The 12,030-nt window shown below is 71.2% G+C and carries 13 protein-coding genes; 6 read left to right on the top strand and 7 right to left on the bottom strand.

Translation table 11 applies throughout. The annotated features are described in order from the left end of the window. Positions 1–16: 16 nt before the first annotated feature. The gene (locus K4G59_RS07610) at positions 17–1,099 is read right to left on the bottom strand and encodes an inositol-3-phosphate synthase (RefSeq protein WP_231250358.1); all 1,083 of its coding nucleotides are present in this window, start codon (positions 1,097–1,099) and stop codon (positions 17–19) included. 39 nt (positions 1,100–1,138) lie between these two features. Further along, the gene (locus tag K4G59_RS07615; protein ID WP_231250359.1) at positions 1,139–1,762 is read right to left on the bottom strand and encodes a PadR family transcriptional regulator; all 624 of its coding nucleotides are present in this window, start codon (positions 1,760–1,762) and stop codon (positions 1,139–1,141) included. A gap of 72 nt (positions 1,763–1,834) precedes the next feature. Between K4G59_RS07615 and K4G59_RS07620 the strand changes: the two genes are divergently transcribed. Both K4G59_RS07620 and K4G59_RS07625 read left to right on the top strand, forming a co-directional pair. Beyond that, positions 1,835–4,168 (top strand): transglycosylase domain-containing protein, encoded by a 2,334-nt coding sequence (locus K4G59_RS07620; protein ID WP_231250360.1) that lies wholly within the window; start codon positions 1,835–1,837, stop codon positions 4,166–4,168. A gap of 65 nt (positions 4,169–4,233) precedes the next feature. After that, positions 4,234–5,427, top strand: a complete 1,194-nt coding sequence (locus tag K4G59_RS07625) for a glycosyltransferase family protein (protein WP_231250361.1) — start codon at positions 4,234–4,236, stop codon at positions 5,425–5,427. On the opposite strand, the gene K4G59_RS07630 is transcribed toward K4G59_RS07625, so the two are convergent. From K4G59_RS07630 to K4G59_RS07645, 4 genes are all read right to left on the bottom strand, one after another. Further along, positions 5,338–6,423 carry an alanine racemase gene (locus K4G59_RS07630; RefSeq protein ID WP_231250362.1) on the bottom strand — a complete coding sequence of 362 codons (1,086 nt, stop codon included), beginning with the start codon at positions 6,421–6,423 and terminating at the stop codon, positions 5,338–5,340. The genes K4G59_RS07625 and K4G59_RS07630 overlap by 90 nt on opposite strands. Positions 6,424–6,430: 7 nt before the next feature. After that, positions 6,431–7,567, bottom strand: a complete 1,137-nt coding sequence (locus K4G59_RS07635; protein WP_231250363.1) for a lipid II:glycine glycyltransferase FemX — start codon at positions 7,565–7,567, stop codon at positions 6,431–6,433. Between the two features lie 139 nt (positions 7,568–7,706). After that, positions 7,707–8,516 carry a deoxyribonuclease IV gene (locus K4G59_RS07640; protein WP_231250364.1) on the bottom strand — a complete coding sequence of 270 codons (810 nt, stop codon included), beginning with the start codon at positions 8,514–8,516 and terminating at the stop codon, positions 7,707–7,709. Further along, positions 8,513–9,448, bottom strand: coding sequence for a serine/threonine-protein kinase (locus K4G59_RS07645; protein WP_231250365.1), 936 nt, complete (start codon positions 9,446–9,448; stop codon positions 8,513–8,515). The genes K4G59_RS07640 and K4G59_RS07645 overlap by 4 nt, the downstream gene beginning before the upstream one ends. A 240-nt stretch (positions 9,449–9,688) precedes the next feature. Between K4G59_RS07645 and rpsF the strand changes: the two genes are divergently transcribed. The 4 genes from rpsF to rplI all read left to right on the top strand — a co-directional run bounded on the left by rpsF (position 9,689) and on the right by rplI (position 11,497). Then, entirely contained in the window at positions 9,689–9,979 is a 291-nt protein-coding gene (gene rpsF, locus K4G59_RS07650; protein WP_129479120.1) for a 30S ribosomal protein S6, read from the top strand. A 122-nt stretch (positions 9,980–10,101) separates the two neighbouring features. Then, positions 10,102–10,701: a single-stranded DNA-binding protein gene (locus K4G59_RS07655; RefSeq protein WP_231250366.1), complete on the top strand. Its 600-nt coding sequence runs from the start codon at positions 10,102–10,104 to the stop codon at positions 10,699–10,701. 98 nt (positions 10,702–10,799) lie between these two features. Next, a complete protein-coding gene (gene rpsR, locus K4G59_RS07660; protein ID WP_056603689.1) occupies positions 10,800–11,036 on the top strand; it encodes a 30S ribosomal protein S18 in 237 nt (78 codons plus the stop codon). A 14-nt stretch (positions 11,037–11,050) separates the two neighbouring features. Further along, positions 11,051–11,497, top strand: coding sequence for a 50S ribosomal protein L9 (rplI, locus tag K4G59_RS07665; protein WP_231250367.1), 447 nt, complete (start codon positions 11,051–11,053; stop codon positions 11,495–11,497). Positions 11,498–11,562: 65 nt separating this feature from the next. Here rplI and K4G59_RS07670 read toward each other — a convergent pair whose 3' ends face one another. Continuing rightward, positions 11,563–11,964, bottom strand: a complete 402-nt coding sequence (locus tag K4G59_RS07670) for a DUF8738 domain-containing protein (RefSeq protein ID WP_231250368.1) — start codon at positions 11,962–11,964, stop codon at positions 11,563–11,565. Positions 11,965–12,030: the final 66 nt, after the last annotated feature.

Genomic DNA, 12,030 nt, shown 5'->3' on the forward strand with positions numbered 1-12,030 from the left:
CAGGTGACGCTGCGCGTCACTCGCCGGCGATGAACTTCTCGAGCTCGGCGCGGCCAACCTCGTCGGCCATCTGCACCGGCGGGGACTTCATGAGGTAGGCGGAGGCCGGCAGGATCGGGCCGCCGATGCCGCGGTCCTTGGCGATCTTGGCGGCGCGGACGGCGTCGATGATGATGCCGGCCGAGTTCGGCGAGTCCCAGACCTCGAGCTTGTACTCGAGGTTCAGCGGGACGTCACCGAAGGCCCGACCCTCGAGGCGGACGTAGGCCCACTTGCGGTCGTCGAGCCACGCGACGTAGTCGGACGGGCCGATGTGGACGTTGCGGCTGTCGATCTTGTCGGCCAGCTCGCCGGTCAGGTTCGACGTCACGGCCTGGGTCTTGGAGACCTTCTTGGACTCCAGGCGCTCACGCTCGAGCATGTTCTTGAAGTCCATGTTGCCACCGACGTTGAGCTGGTAGGTGCGGTCCAGCGCGACGCCGCGGTCCTCGAACAGCTTCGCCATCACGCGGTGGGTGATGGTGGCACCGACCTGGCTCTTGATGTCGTCGCCGACGATCGGGACGCCGGCGTCCTCGAACTTCTTGGCCCAGACCGGGTCGGAGGCGATGAAGACGGGCAGCGCGTTGACGAAGCCGACACCGGCGTCGATGGCGCACTGGGCGTAGAACTTGTCGGCCTCCTCCGAGCCCACCGGGAGGTAGGACACGAGGACGTCGACCTCGGCGTCCTTGAGCGCCTGGACGACGTCGACCGGCTCGGCCGCGGACTCCTCGATGGTGGCGCGGTAGTACTTGCCGAGGCCGTCGAGGGTCGGGCCGCGCTTGACCTCGACGCCCAGCGTGGGGACGTCGGCGATCTTGATGGTGTTGTTCTCCGAGGCGTTGATGGCCTCCGACAGGTCCTTGCCGACCTTCTTGTCGTCGACGTCGAAGGCGACGGCGAACTCCACGTCCTTGACGTGGTAGTCACCGAAGACGACGTGCATGAGCCCCGGAACGGTCCCGGCCGGGTCCGCGTCCTTGTAGTACTCAACGCCCTGGATGAGGGAGGTCGCGCAGTTGCCGACTCCCACGATCCCTACTCGTACCGAACCCATGGGGCTCTCCTTCTCTCTGCGTGTCTCGCTGGCTGGTGATCAGTCGTTGCTGGACGGGACGCCGCCGGCGGCCCGCGGGGTGCTCGATGGTGCAGGCGCCGGGACGCTCGGCGGGGTCGGTGCCCCGTCGCCGCGCTCGGCCCGGATCAGGTCCGAGAGCCACCGGACCTCGCGCTCGACCGACTCCACGCCGTGGCGCTGGAGCTCGGCGGCGTAGCGGTCGACCTCGGCCTGGGTGCGCTCCAGCTCGCCCTGCACGCGGGCGAGCCGCTCCTGCAGGCGCGAGCGCCGACCCTCCAGGACGCGGAGACGGATCTCCATGTCGGTGGAGGAGAAGAACGCGAACCGGATGTCGAAGTTGTCGTCCTCCCACGCGGTGGGACCGACCTCCGTCATGAGCCGCTGGAAGTGCTCGTTGCCGGCCTCGGTGACCTCGTAGGTGATCCGCGGACGGCGGCTGGTCGGCGTGGTGGTGGCGGCGACCTCGGTGATGAGGTTGGCGCGCAGCATCTTCTTGAGTGCGGGGTAGAGGGAGCCGTAGGACAGCACCCGACCCCATCCGAGCATCAGGTTGAGCCGCTTGCGCAGCTCGTAGCCGTGCATGGGTCCCTCGTGCAGCAGTCCGAGGACTGCGAGCTCGATGGTGTCCCCGCGGCGTGCCATACGACCTATCGTAGCGATATATCCGACGGTGACGAATCAAGGATGGTCCACCGGTCCCCGTACGCTTGCGCGGTGACTCAGAAGAAGCGGAGAGCCACCGGACCGGCACAGACCCGACGGCCCCAGGCGCGGCGTACGCCGAAGCAGCGCGCGGCCAAGGTCGCCAAGGTCCTCGCGGTCCTCGGCGTGGTCGGCGCCCTCGTCCTGGCCGGTGTCGTCGTGGTGCTCTACCAGGCGATCAGCATCCCCACGCCCAACTCGGCGTTCCAGGCGCAGACGACCTTCGTCTACTACACCGACGGCAAGCAGCAGCTCGGCACCTACTACGAGGACCAGAACCGCGAGTCCATCCCGCTCGCCGAGATGCCGCAGACGATGCAGGACGCCGTGGTCGCCGCGGAGAACCAGACCTTCTGGACCGACAAGGGCATCGACCCCAAGGGCATCCTCCGCGCGTTCTTCTCCAACGCCCGCGGCAACGACCGCCAGGGCGCGTCGACGATCACCCAGCAGTACGTGAAGATCCTCTACCTGACCAGCGAGCAGAGCTACAAGCGCAAGATCCGCGAAGCGGTCGTCTCGCTCAAGATCCAGCAGCAGCTCAGCAAGTCCGAGGTCCTGGAGGGCTACCTCAACACCATCTACTTCGGCCGCGGTGCCTACGGCATCCAGGCCGCCTCGAAGGCGTTCTTCGACCACCCGGCCAGCGAGCTCACCCTCCGCGAGGCAGCGGTCCTGGCCACGGTGCTGAACAACCCGACGAGGTACGACCCGGCCAACGGCAAGGAGGCCAAGGAGGACCTCAAGGTCCGCTACGAGTACGTCCTCGACAGCATGGCCGAGATGGGCTCCATCACCACCGAGGAGCGGGACAAGGCGCTCAAGCGCCTCCCCAAGTTCCCGAAGGTCGCGGCCGCGAGCCAGTTCGGCGGCCAGAAGGGCCACATGTTGGCGCTGGTCAAGAAGGAGATCCTCGCTCGCGGCATCGCCTCGGAGGAGGAGATCGACGGCGGCGGTCTGCGCATCACCACCACCTTCGACCCGCAGGTGATGGCTGACGTCGAGGAGGCTGTCACCGAGCAGCGCCCCGACGCCGGGATGCCCGGCCCTGCCGGCAACAAGGACCTCCACGTCGCGGCCGCGACCGTCGACACCAGCACCGGTGAGCTGCTCGGCTTCTACGGTGGCCAGGACTACCTCGAGTCCCAGATCAACTGGGCCGAGGCCGGCGGCATGTCCGGGTCGACGATGAAGGCCGCGACCAACGTGGCCGCGATCCGCGACGGCTTCTCGCTCAACGACACCTTCGAGGGCAACAGCCCCATCGACATCGCCGGCACGGAGTTCGGCAACCAGGGCGACACCGACTACGGCTCGGCCGTGTCGATGCTCGACGCCACCGAGAACTCGATCAACACTGCCTATGTCGACATGGTCGACGCGATGGACGACGGCCCGCAGAAGGTCATCCAGGCCGCCGAGGACCTCGGCATCCCGGGCAACGAGACCCAGAAGTGGGGCATCCCGCGCCGCTCCATCGACTTCCAGGAGAACGTCGGCGTCACCCTCGGCACCGCCCAGGTCAGCCCGATCAACATGGCCAACGCCTACGCCACGCTCGCCAACGAGGGCGTGCGCAACGAGGTCCACGTCGTGAAGAGGGTCGTCGACAAGAACGGCGAGGTCCTCTACGAGGCGAAGAAGCGCAGCAAGGAGACCGTCGACCCCGACATCGCGGCCGACGTGACCTACTCCCTCCAGCAGGTGGTGCAGTCCGGCTCGGGCACCGAGGCCCTCGCCCTCGGACGTCCGGCGGCGGGCAAGACGGGCACCGCGACCAACGGCGACGACGACGTCTCGTCCTCGTGGTTCGTCGGCATGACGCCCCAGATGTCCACCGCGGTGATGTACGTCCGGGGCAAGGGTCGTGCCGCCCTCGACGTGCCCCGACCCGATGGCGCCGACCTGTGGCTGCCCACCAGCTCGGACGGCAAGTCGGGATACTTCGGCGGCAACTACCCCGCCAAGACCTGGACCGCGATCATGCAGCGCGTGATGGAGGGCATGGAGGTCGAGGACTTCCCGGAGCCGGTCTACGTCGACGGCGACGCACCGTCCGAGGGCCACGAGTACACCCCGCCGCCGCCGCCTCCGTCCACGCCGCAGCCCACCAAGTCGCCGACCAGGACGCCCACGGTCGAGATCCCGACGGAGGAGCCGACCGAGACGCCGACCGAGACGCCGCTGCCGACGGAGACGCCGGTGCCCACCGAGACGCCGGTCCCGACGGAGACGCCGGTCCCGACGCCGGCGCCCACGACCCCGGTGCCCCCGCCGCCGACGGAGACGCCGACGCCGGTCGGACGCGTCCAGCAGCGCCCGGCGGCGATCGACACCAGGCCCTGAGGTCGGCGTTGCACGCCGGCGGCCACTCCCACGACCGTGACGCGCCGAGTCGCACCGACCCGGTCGTGGCAGCCATGTCGGAGGTCGTCGGTGGGCCCGTCGGCGACCACACCGCCGGCCACCGGTGGTGGGACGCCCCACGGGTCCTGCTCGGCGTGACCGGCGTGGTCCTGGCGGCCGGCATGCTCAGCAAGGGCGCCTGCGTGCCGTCAGGGTGGAGCAAGGCCGACCAACCCTTCGCCCAGCTCTGCTGGAGCGACCTGGCCGGCGCCCCGGTCGACGCCTCCACCCCACCGCGGGTCACCGCGTGGCTCGAGGGCCTGGCCGCCCTCGGTCCGGGCACCGGGACCGTCGCGACCACCGCCGCGCTCGCCGTGCTGCTGGCGGCGCTGGCCCTCCTGGCCACCGCGCTCCTGACGCGGACCGACTCCCGTCGACCGTGGGCCGCGGCCGGCTGGGCCCTGGGCCCGGTCCTGCTCGTGCACTGGCTCTCGTGGGAGCTCGTCGCGGCCGCCGGCGTCGCGGTGCTGCTGTGGGGCTGGACCACCGGCCGCGCCCGGGTGGCCGGGGTCGGCGCCGGCATCGGTGCGGCGTTCGCGCTCCCGGTCGCGGTGGCCTTCCTCGGCGTGGTCGCCGTCGGTGGCCGGTTGCGCGACCGGATCGAGGCCCTCGTCGCGGCAGCAGCGGCGTACGTCGTGGTCACGCTGCCGGGTCGCGGCACCACCGAGGACCCCGACCTCGGCTCGATCTGGCTCCTGCTGGAGCAGTCCGGCCTCGGGGAGTCCCGCGCCACGCGTACGGTCGCCCAGCTGCTCGTGCTCTCCCTCGCTGGCATGGCGGTCTGGCGACTCGTGCGTCGTGCCGGCCCCGGCCCGGTCACCGCTGCCCGCGCCGGTCTGGTGCTGCTCGCCGCGGCGCTCGTGGTGGCGCCGTCGGCTCCTCCGGAGTCGGCGCTGCTCGTGCTGCCGCTGGCCGCGATCGCCGTACGCCGCTGGCGCGACCTGCTGGTGTGGCAGTCCCTGCACCTGCTCAGCTGGGTCATCACCGGGTGGTACGTCGGGCAGGCGCTCGTGCCGACGATCGCCGACGACGCGCGGGCCTACTGGCTGGCGGTCGTGCTGCGCGTGGCCGGGCTGGTGTGGCTGGTGGTCGCCGTGCTGCGCGACGCCTCAGCTGATGACGACGCGGTCGAAGTCGGTCGCGGTGAAGCGGACCCGCACCTCGATGTCCTCGCCGATGCGGGGCACCCGCGCCCCTGAGGGCACGAAGAGCATCGAGGCCTGCATGTGCGGGGGCTCGGCGAAGAGCCGCTGCTTGCCGTCGATGGAGAAGGGCGAGCGGACGAAGCCGACGGCGTCGAGGCCGCCGCGGGCCAGGGTCGCCGCCCGCGCCTTCAGCGACTGGTCGCCGGTCGGTGCCTCGAGGCCGATGCCGTGCGCGGTGCCGCCGCTCACCACCACGATGTGGCCGTGCTTGGGCGCGCTGCGGCCGCGGTAGCCGAAGGTGTCGCCACGCTCGACCTCGTGCACGTCGAGCACGGTGGCCCCGACCTTCAGCGCACCGCGGTCGCCGAGCCAGAGGTCGGTGCCGATGCGGGGCCGGACGGTGAAATCCGGATAGGTGGCGGCCAGCCGGTCGTGCTCGGCGTGGGTGAGGTGGGAGACGAGGACCGTGCGGGTGGTCAGGCCCGAGGCGACGATGTCGTTGATCAGCCGGCTGACCTCACCGAGGTGGGAGGTCGTGTTGAGGGGCAGGTGCATAGCCACGCCCCGCAGCCCGCTGGAGTGCCCGTGATCGCCGATGGCCTCGGCGGCGGCCGCGAGCTCGCGGCGCGTCATGCCGTGGCGTCGCATCGAGGTGAGCTGCTCGAGCAGGAAGCGTGCGCGGGGGTGGTGTGCGCGGAGGGCGGTCAGGTCCTCGGGCCGGCTCACGGTGTGCACGACCCGCGAGGCGATCCGCGGGTCGAGGGCGAGCGCGGCGCCGAAGGGACGCCACGGGGTGAGCACCAGGATGTCGCCGTCGTAGCGGCTGGTGGCCTGCTCGACCTCGTCGTAGGTGCCGACCGCGAGCAGGTCGAGCGGGGCGCCGGTCTGCTCGGCGTGGTCGGCGAGCCACTGGGCGCGGCGCGCGAGCCGGCCCAGCGTCATGCCGTAGCCGTTGCCCTTGGCCACCGGGACGATGCCGGGGTTCTTGGTCGCGGTCGCGAGGAGGTGGGCGCGCCACCGCTCCCCGTCGACGGTCAGGGTGAGGCTCATCGGCTCCTCACCCTCTCCGCGCGAGGTAGAGCTGGAAGGCCTTGTAGATCGCCCGGTTGATCGGCAGGTCCCACTCGCCGGCGTACTCGACCGCCTCGCCGCCCGTGCCGACCTTGAACTGGATCAGCCCGACGTGCGGGTCGTCGGCGTCGAGGGTCTCGGTGATGCCGCGCAGGTCGTAGACGTGGGCGCCGGCGGCCAGGGCGTGGCGGATCATCGCCCACTGCACGCCGTTGGAGCCGCGGACGTCGCGCTTCTCGGTCGACGACGCGCCGTAGGAGTACCAGGCGTGGGTGCCGACGCGGATCGCGATCGTCGCCGCGACCAGGTCGCCCTCGTGCCGCGCCAGCCACAGCTGGACCCGGTCGGGGTCCTCGGCGCCCAGGGCGTCGTACATCGTCTCGAAGTAGGACAGGGGCCGCGGGGTGAAGCGGTCGCGCTCCGCGGTGTGGGTGTAGAGGTCGTGAAAGGCCTTGAGGTCGCCGCGCTCGCCCAGGGCGACCTCGACGCCGGCCTTGTCGGCCTTCTTGATGTTGCGGCGCCACAGCTGGTTCATCCCCGAGAGGACGTCTGCCTCAGTCCGCGGCGCGCCCTCGGCGTCGACGAGCGGGATCTGGAAGTTGAACTGCGGCTGCCCGGCGGAGAAGCCGCCCTCGGTGCCCTGCGGCTGCCAGCCGAGCTCGTGGAGCTGGGCGATCACGCACGCGCCGTCCTGGGACCGCTCGAGGGGAGGCACGTCACCGAGGCGGCGTACGGACTCGTCGGCGATGCCGTCCTTCACCTGCTGGGCCGACCAGCGGCGCGTCACCACCGGCGGACCCATCCTGACCGCGAAGGCGCCCTGCGCCTTGAGGTGCGCGACGAGCGGGGTCAGCCAGGCCTCGAGGTCGTCTCCCGACCAGTCGATCACCGGGCCTTCGGGGAGGTAGGCGAGGTAGCGCCTGACCTTCGGAAGCTGGCGGTAGAGGACGAGGCCGACGCCGACCAGCTCGCCGCCGCGCGACCAGCCCACCGACTCCGAGCGCCACTCGGACTTCACGCTCGCCCAGGCGGGCGTCTGGAGGAAGCTGGCGGACGACCGGCCGGCGATGAAGTCGCGGTGCTCGTCCGCGGAGATCGGGCGCAGCGTCAGGGGGGTCGTCACCCCGAGAAGGCTACAAGGGGCCAGGCACGACCCCCGTACGTGTCTGGCCCCTTCGTGACTACAGACGCGCGGCGGCCCGCTTCGGTTGCACGCCGGGCGGAACTCCTGTCAGGAAGTTCCTGCGGACCCCGCGTGCACCTCAGAGGTGCTCGCGGAGCCAGGCGAAGTCGGCGACGTGCTCGGCCGCGCCCCCAGGCGTCTCGCAGATGACGGGGGCGCCGGCCTCGCGGACCACACCGGCGAACTCGTCGGCGGGCAGCCGGCCCTGGCCGAAGTTGGCGTGGCGGTCGGCGCCGGAGCCGAAGTCGTCGCGGGAGTCGTTGGCGTGCACCAGGTCGATGCGCCCGGTGATCGCGCGGATCCGCTCGACCGCGTCGCCGAGCTCGATGCCTCCGGCCCAGGCGTGGCAGGTGTCGAGGCAGAACCCGACCTGCTCGGATCCCTCGGCCGAGGAGATCGCGTCCCAGACCCCGGCGATGCGGTCGAGGTGGCGGGCCATGGCGTTGTCGCCGCCGGCGGTGTTCTCGATGAGGAGGGGGATCCGGAGGTCGGTGGCCTCGATCGCCTTGCGCCAGTTGTCGAAGCCGACGGCCGGGTCGTCGGACGTGTTGACGTGGCCGCCGTGGACGATGAGCCCCTTCGCGCCGATCGCGGCCGCGGCGTCCATGTGCTGCTGGAGCAGCTTGCGGCTCGGGATCCGGATGCGGTTGTTGGTCGTGGCGACGTTGACGATGTAGGGGGCGTGGACGTAGAGGTCGACACCCGCCTCCTCGGCCGCGGCACGCAGCGCGGCGGGCCCGCCCTCGAAGCGCACCTCTGGCCCCTTGTAGCCCTGCGGGTCGCCGAGGAAGAACTGCACCAGCGACGTCCCACGGGCGACTGCCTCGGCGACCGGGTCGGTCTGGTCGACGTGTGCCCCGACGGGGAGTGCGGACTGCTGCGCGTTCATGGTGTCCAGCCTAGGAGCACGCACAGACACCCGGCGACCACGGCGGTGAGGCCCGCCACCGCCGCCCAGGCCGCCCAGTCGACGTCGGCGGGGAGCGTGGGCGCACCCCGACGACGCGGGGCCGGCCCGAGCCGGTCGGGGACCGGGGGCGGGTCCGCGTCCGGCACCGGTAGCCGGCGCAGCAGCCGCAGCGCCGCCTCCGCGGTGGCCAGGCGCTGCTCGGGGTCGGGCACCAGCAGCCGCTCGACGAGCGGTCGGAGCGGGTGGGACGGGACGTCGCCCTGGTGGGCCGGCGGCAGGCCGGTGATCAGCTCGAGGGCCACCCGGCCCACGGCGTAGAGGTCCTGCGTGGGCTCGGGCGGCGCGCCGCGCGCCTGCTCGGGAGCCATGTAGCCGTCGGTGCCGATCGCCCCGGGGACCGTGGTGAACCGGCGGTCGGCGATCGGGGCCGCCACACCGAAGTCGCCGAGCCGCAGGTGCAGCAGCTGGTCCTCACCGGTGGCCTCGAGGAGCAGGTTGGCGGGCTTGACGTCGCGGTGCACCAGCCCGGCGGCGTGCACGGCGGCCAGGCCGGTGAGCAGCTGCTCGAGCAGGAGCGCGACCGTGCCGGTGTCGAGCGGACCGTGCTCGCGCAGCAGGTCGGCGACGGATCCTCCTGCCACCAGCTCCATGGCCAGCACCACCAGGTCGTCCTCGGCCGCCCAGCCCTGGGGCGCGACGACGTGCGGGTGACGCACGCGCACCGCCTGCTCGCGCACGAAGCGCGCCAGGAGCGCCGAGCTGTGCCGGCCGAGCACCTTCACCGCCACGTGGCAGCGGGTGCGCTCGTCGTACGCCCTCCAGACCGAGCCCATCCCGCCGGTGCCGACCTGGTCGAGCAGGACGTAGCGCCCCGCCACGACGGTGGAGGTGCGGGACGGTGCTGCTGCCACCGTTCGACGCTAGCGCCCCACCGGCCCGCTCCGCCGGGCTCGTCCACAGGGGTGGCGGGCCGTCCTCCCCAACGATTCCGACGGGTGGCCCGCCCGCTGGTATCTTTCTCCGGTTGCCTCCGGGCGACACAGCACGAACGTGGCGCCACGACCCAACGTCGTACCTGCGCCGCGAACGCACAGTCCCTCCTGCCACGGAAAGCCCGTGGCCGCTCTAGCCCAGAGGAGGTGGAGACCGCTATGCGTGCCTATGAAGTGATGGTCATCCTCGACCCGAGTCTCGACGAGCGCACCATCGAGCCGTCGCTCGACAAGTACCTCAACGTGATCCGCAAGGACGGCGGCTCGGTCGAGTCCGTCGACGTGTGGGGTCGTCGCCGGATGGCGTACGAGATCAAGAAGAACGCCGAGGGCATCTACGCCGTCGTCCAGCTGACGGCCGAGCCCGCGACGGTCAAGGAGTTCGACCGCCAGCTCACGCTGAACGAGTCGATCCTGCGCACGAAGGTCATGCGTCCCGACGCCCACTGATCGCCTCGCGGCATCTGTGGAAAGACACTTCCCGCTGTCGGTCGCTGCCTGTTTGATGGGCAGCGCACCGGGAGCACCCCCCGGACCCACCGGCACAGCAGGACATTCTGAGGAGACCTGACATGGCAGGCGAGACCACGATCACCGTCGTCGGCAACCTGGTCGACGACCCGGAGCTGCGGTTCACCCCCTCGGGGGCACCCGTCGCGAACTTCCGGATCGCGTCGACCCCGCGCACCTTCGACCGCCAGAGCAACGAGTGGAAGGACGGCGACACGCTGTTCCTCTCCTGCGCTGTCTGGCGGCAGGCCGCGGAGAACGTCGCCGAGTCCCTCCAGAGGGGCATGCGCGTGATCGTCCAGGGTCGCCTCAAGTCGCGTCAGTACGAGACCCGCGAGGGTGAGAAGCGCACCGTCTTCGAGATCGACGTCGAGGAGGTCGGCCCGTCGCTGCGCTCCGCATCGGCCAAGGTCACCAAGACGACCCGGTCCGGCGGCGGTGGCGGCGGCTACTCGGGTGGCGGCACCGGTGGCGGTCAGTCCGCGCCGGCCGGCAACGACCCGTGGGCCAGCCCTGCGCCCTCGCAGTCCGGTGGCGGTGGCGGCAACTGGGGCGGTCAGCCCCAGGGCGGCCAGCCCCAGGGCGGCGGACAGTCCGCCCCGCCGAACGACCCGTGGGCCACGCCCGGGGTGTCCGGCGGGAACGACGAGCCTCCGTTCTGACCCGTCGGACCCGGTCCCCGGGGGATCGAGCAACACATCCATCACCATTCCGTCCCTGACGTGCCTCAGGGCCGGGCTCACTGAAAGGGAGCACCACAATGGCCAAGGCAATTCTGCGCAAGCCCAAGAAGAAGGTTTGCCAGTTCTGCAAGGAGAAGGCGACCGGTGTCGACTACAAGGACACCACCCTGCTCCGCAAGTTCATCTCCGACCGCGGCAAGATCCGCGCCCGTCGCGTGACCGGCAACTGCGTCCAGCACCAGCGCGACGTGGCCATCGCCGTCAAGAACGCGCGCGAGCTCGCCCTGCTGCCCTACACGTCCACCGGTCGCTGAGAGGAGCACGAGACATGAAGCTCATCCTGACGCAGGAAGTCGACGGCCTCGGCGCCCCCGGCGACGTGGTCGAGGTCAAGGACGGCTACGGCCGCAACTACCTCGTTCCCCGTGGCCTGGGCATCCGCTGGAGCCGTGGCGGCGAGAAGACCATCGAGTCGATCAAGGCTGCCCGCACCGCGCGTGCGGTTCGCGACGCGGACCACGCCAAGGAGGTCAAGACCAAGCTCGAGGCCAACGCGGTCAACGTGAAGGTCCGCGCCGGCGAGGGCGGTCGCCTCTTCGGCGCCGTCACCACCTCGGAGATCGCTGACGCGATCACCGAGGTCTCCGGTGAGAAGGTCGACCGCCGCACGATCGTCGTGACGAACCCGATCAAGACGCTCGGCGCCCACGAGGTGTCGGTCAAGCTGCACGACGAGGTGTCCGCCACGGTGGCGCTCAACGTCGTCCAGGCCTGATCCCCGACTGACGCACGCACCACGGCCCGCCACCTCCTCGGAGGTGGCGGGCCGTCGTGCGTCTCCTACTCGGTGGGCTCCTCGCAGAGCGAGGGTGGCTGGCTCCCGCCGGAGTGGTACTCGTAGGTCTGCCCGCCGGCGCGGAGCGTGATGCGGAGGCCGTCGACCAGCGCCTGGGTGTAGGACATCCCCGGTTGCGCGCAGCCGCGGCTGCCGTCACGCCAGGTGACCTCCTCGGTGGAGACCACCTCCACCTCGTCGGTGGCGACACCGAGGGTGGCGGAGAGGTCCTCGACCGCCCGCACGACGTCGGTCGGTGCGCTCGACGGCGGAGGCGACGAGGGGCTCGACGAAGGGCTGGTGTCCACGGCTGTCTCCTCGGCGCTCGGGGGCTGGGTGGTGCCGCCACAGGCTGCCACCAGGAGGGGGACCACCAGGAGCAGCGGGAAGCGGCGCATTGCGTGCATCACCCCAGTCTGACGGGCGGACCGCCGGCAGCGTTCCGCTCAGCAAGGCTCCGCACACGACGAAGG

Origin of the sequence: Nocardioides furvisabuli (assembly GCF_021083185.1) — a bacterium.
GTDB lineage: Bacteria > Actinomycetota > Actinomycetes > Propionibacteriales > Nocardioidaceae > Nocardioides > Nocardioides furvisabuli.

What these genes read in the sequence shown, in the direction of transcription:
- K4G59_RS07615 (WP_231250359.1), bottom strand. Translation starts at nt 1,762, where the DNA reads ATGGCACGCCGCGGGGACACCATCGAGCTCGCAGTCCTCGGACTGCTG.
- rpsR (WP_056603689.1), top strand. Translation starts at nt 10,800, where the DNA reads ATGGCCAAGGCAATTCTGCGCAAGCCCAAGAAGAAGGTTTGCCAGTTC.
- K4G59_RS07640 (WP_231250364.1), bottom strand. Translation starts at nt 8,516, where the DNA reads ATGAACGCGCAGCAGTCCGCACTCCCCGTCGGGGCACACGTCGACCAG.
- K4G59_RS07630 (WP_231250362.1), bottom strand. Translation starts at nt 6,423, where the DNA reads ATGAGCCTCACCCTGACCGTCGACGGGGAGCGGTGGCGCGCCCACCTC.
- rplI (WP_231250367.1), top strand. Translation starts at nt 11,051, where the DNA reads ATGAAGCTCATCCTGACGCAGGAAGTCGACGGCCTCGGCGCCCCCGGC.
- K4G59_RS07655 (WP_231250366.1), top strand. Translation starts at nt 10,102, where the DNA reads ATGGCAGGCGAGACCACGATCACCGTCGTCGGCAACCTGGTCGACGAC.
- K4G59_RS07610 (WP_231250358.1), bottom strand. Translation starts at nt 1,099, where the DNA reads ATGGGTTCGGTACGAGTAGGGATCGTGGGAGTCGGCAACTGCGCGACC.
- K4G59_RS07670 (WP_231250368.1), bottom strand. Translation starts at nt 11,964, where the DNA reads ATGCACGCAATGCGCCGCTTCCCGCTGCTCCTGGTGGTCCCCCTCCTG.
- rpsF (WP_129479120.1), top strand. Translation starts at nt 9,689, where the DNA reads ATGCGTGCCTATGAAGTGATGGTCATCCTCGACCCGAGTCTCGACGAG.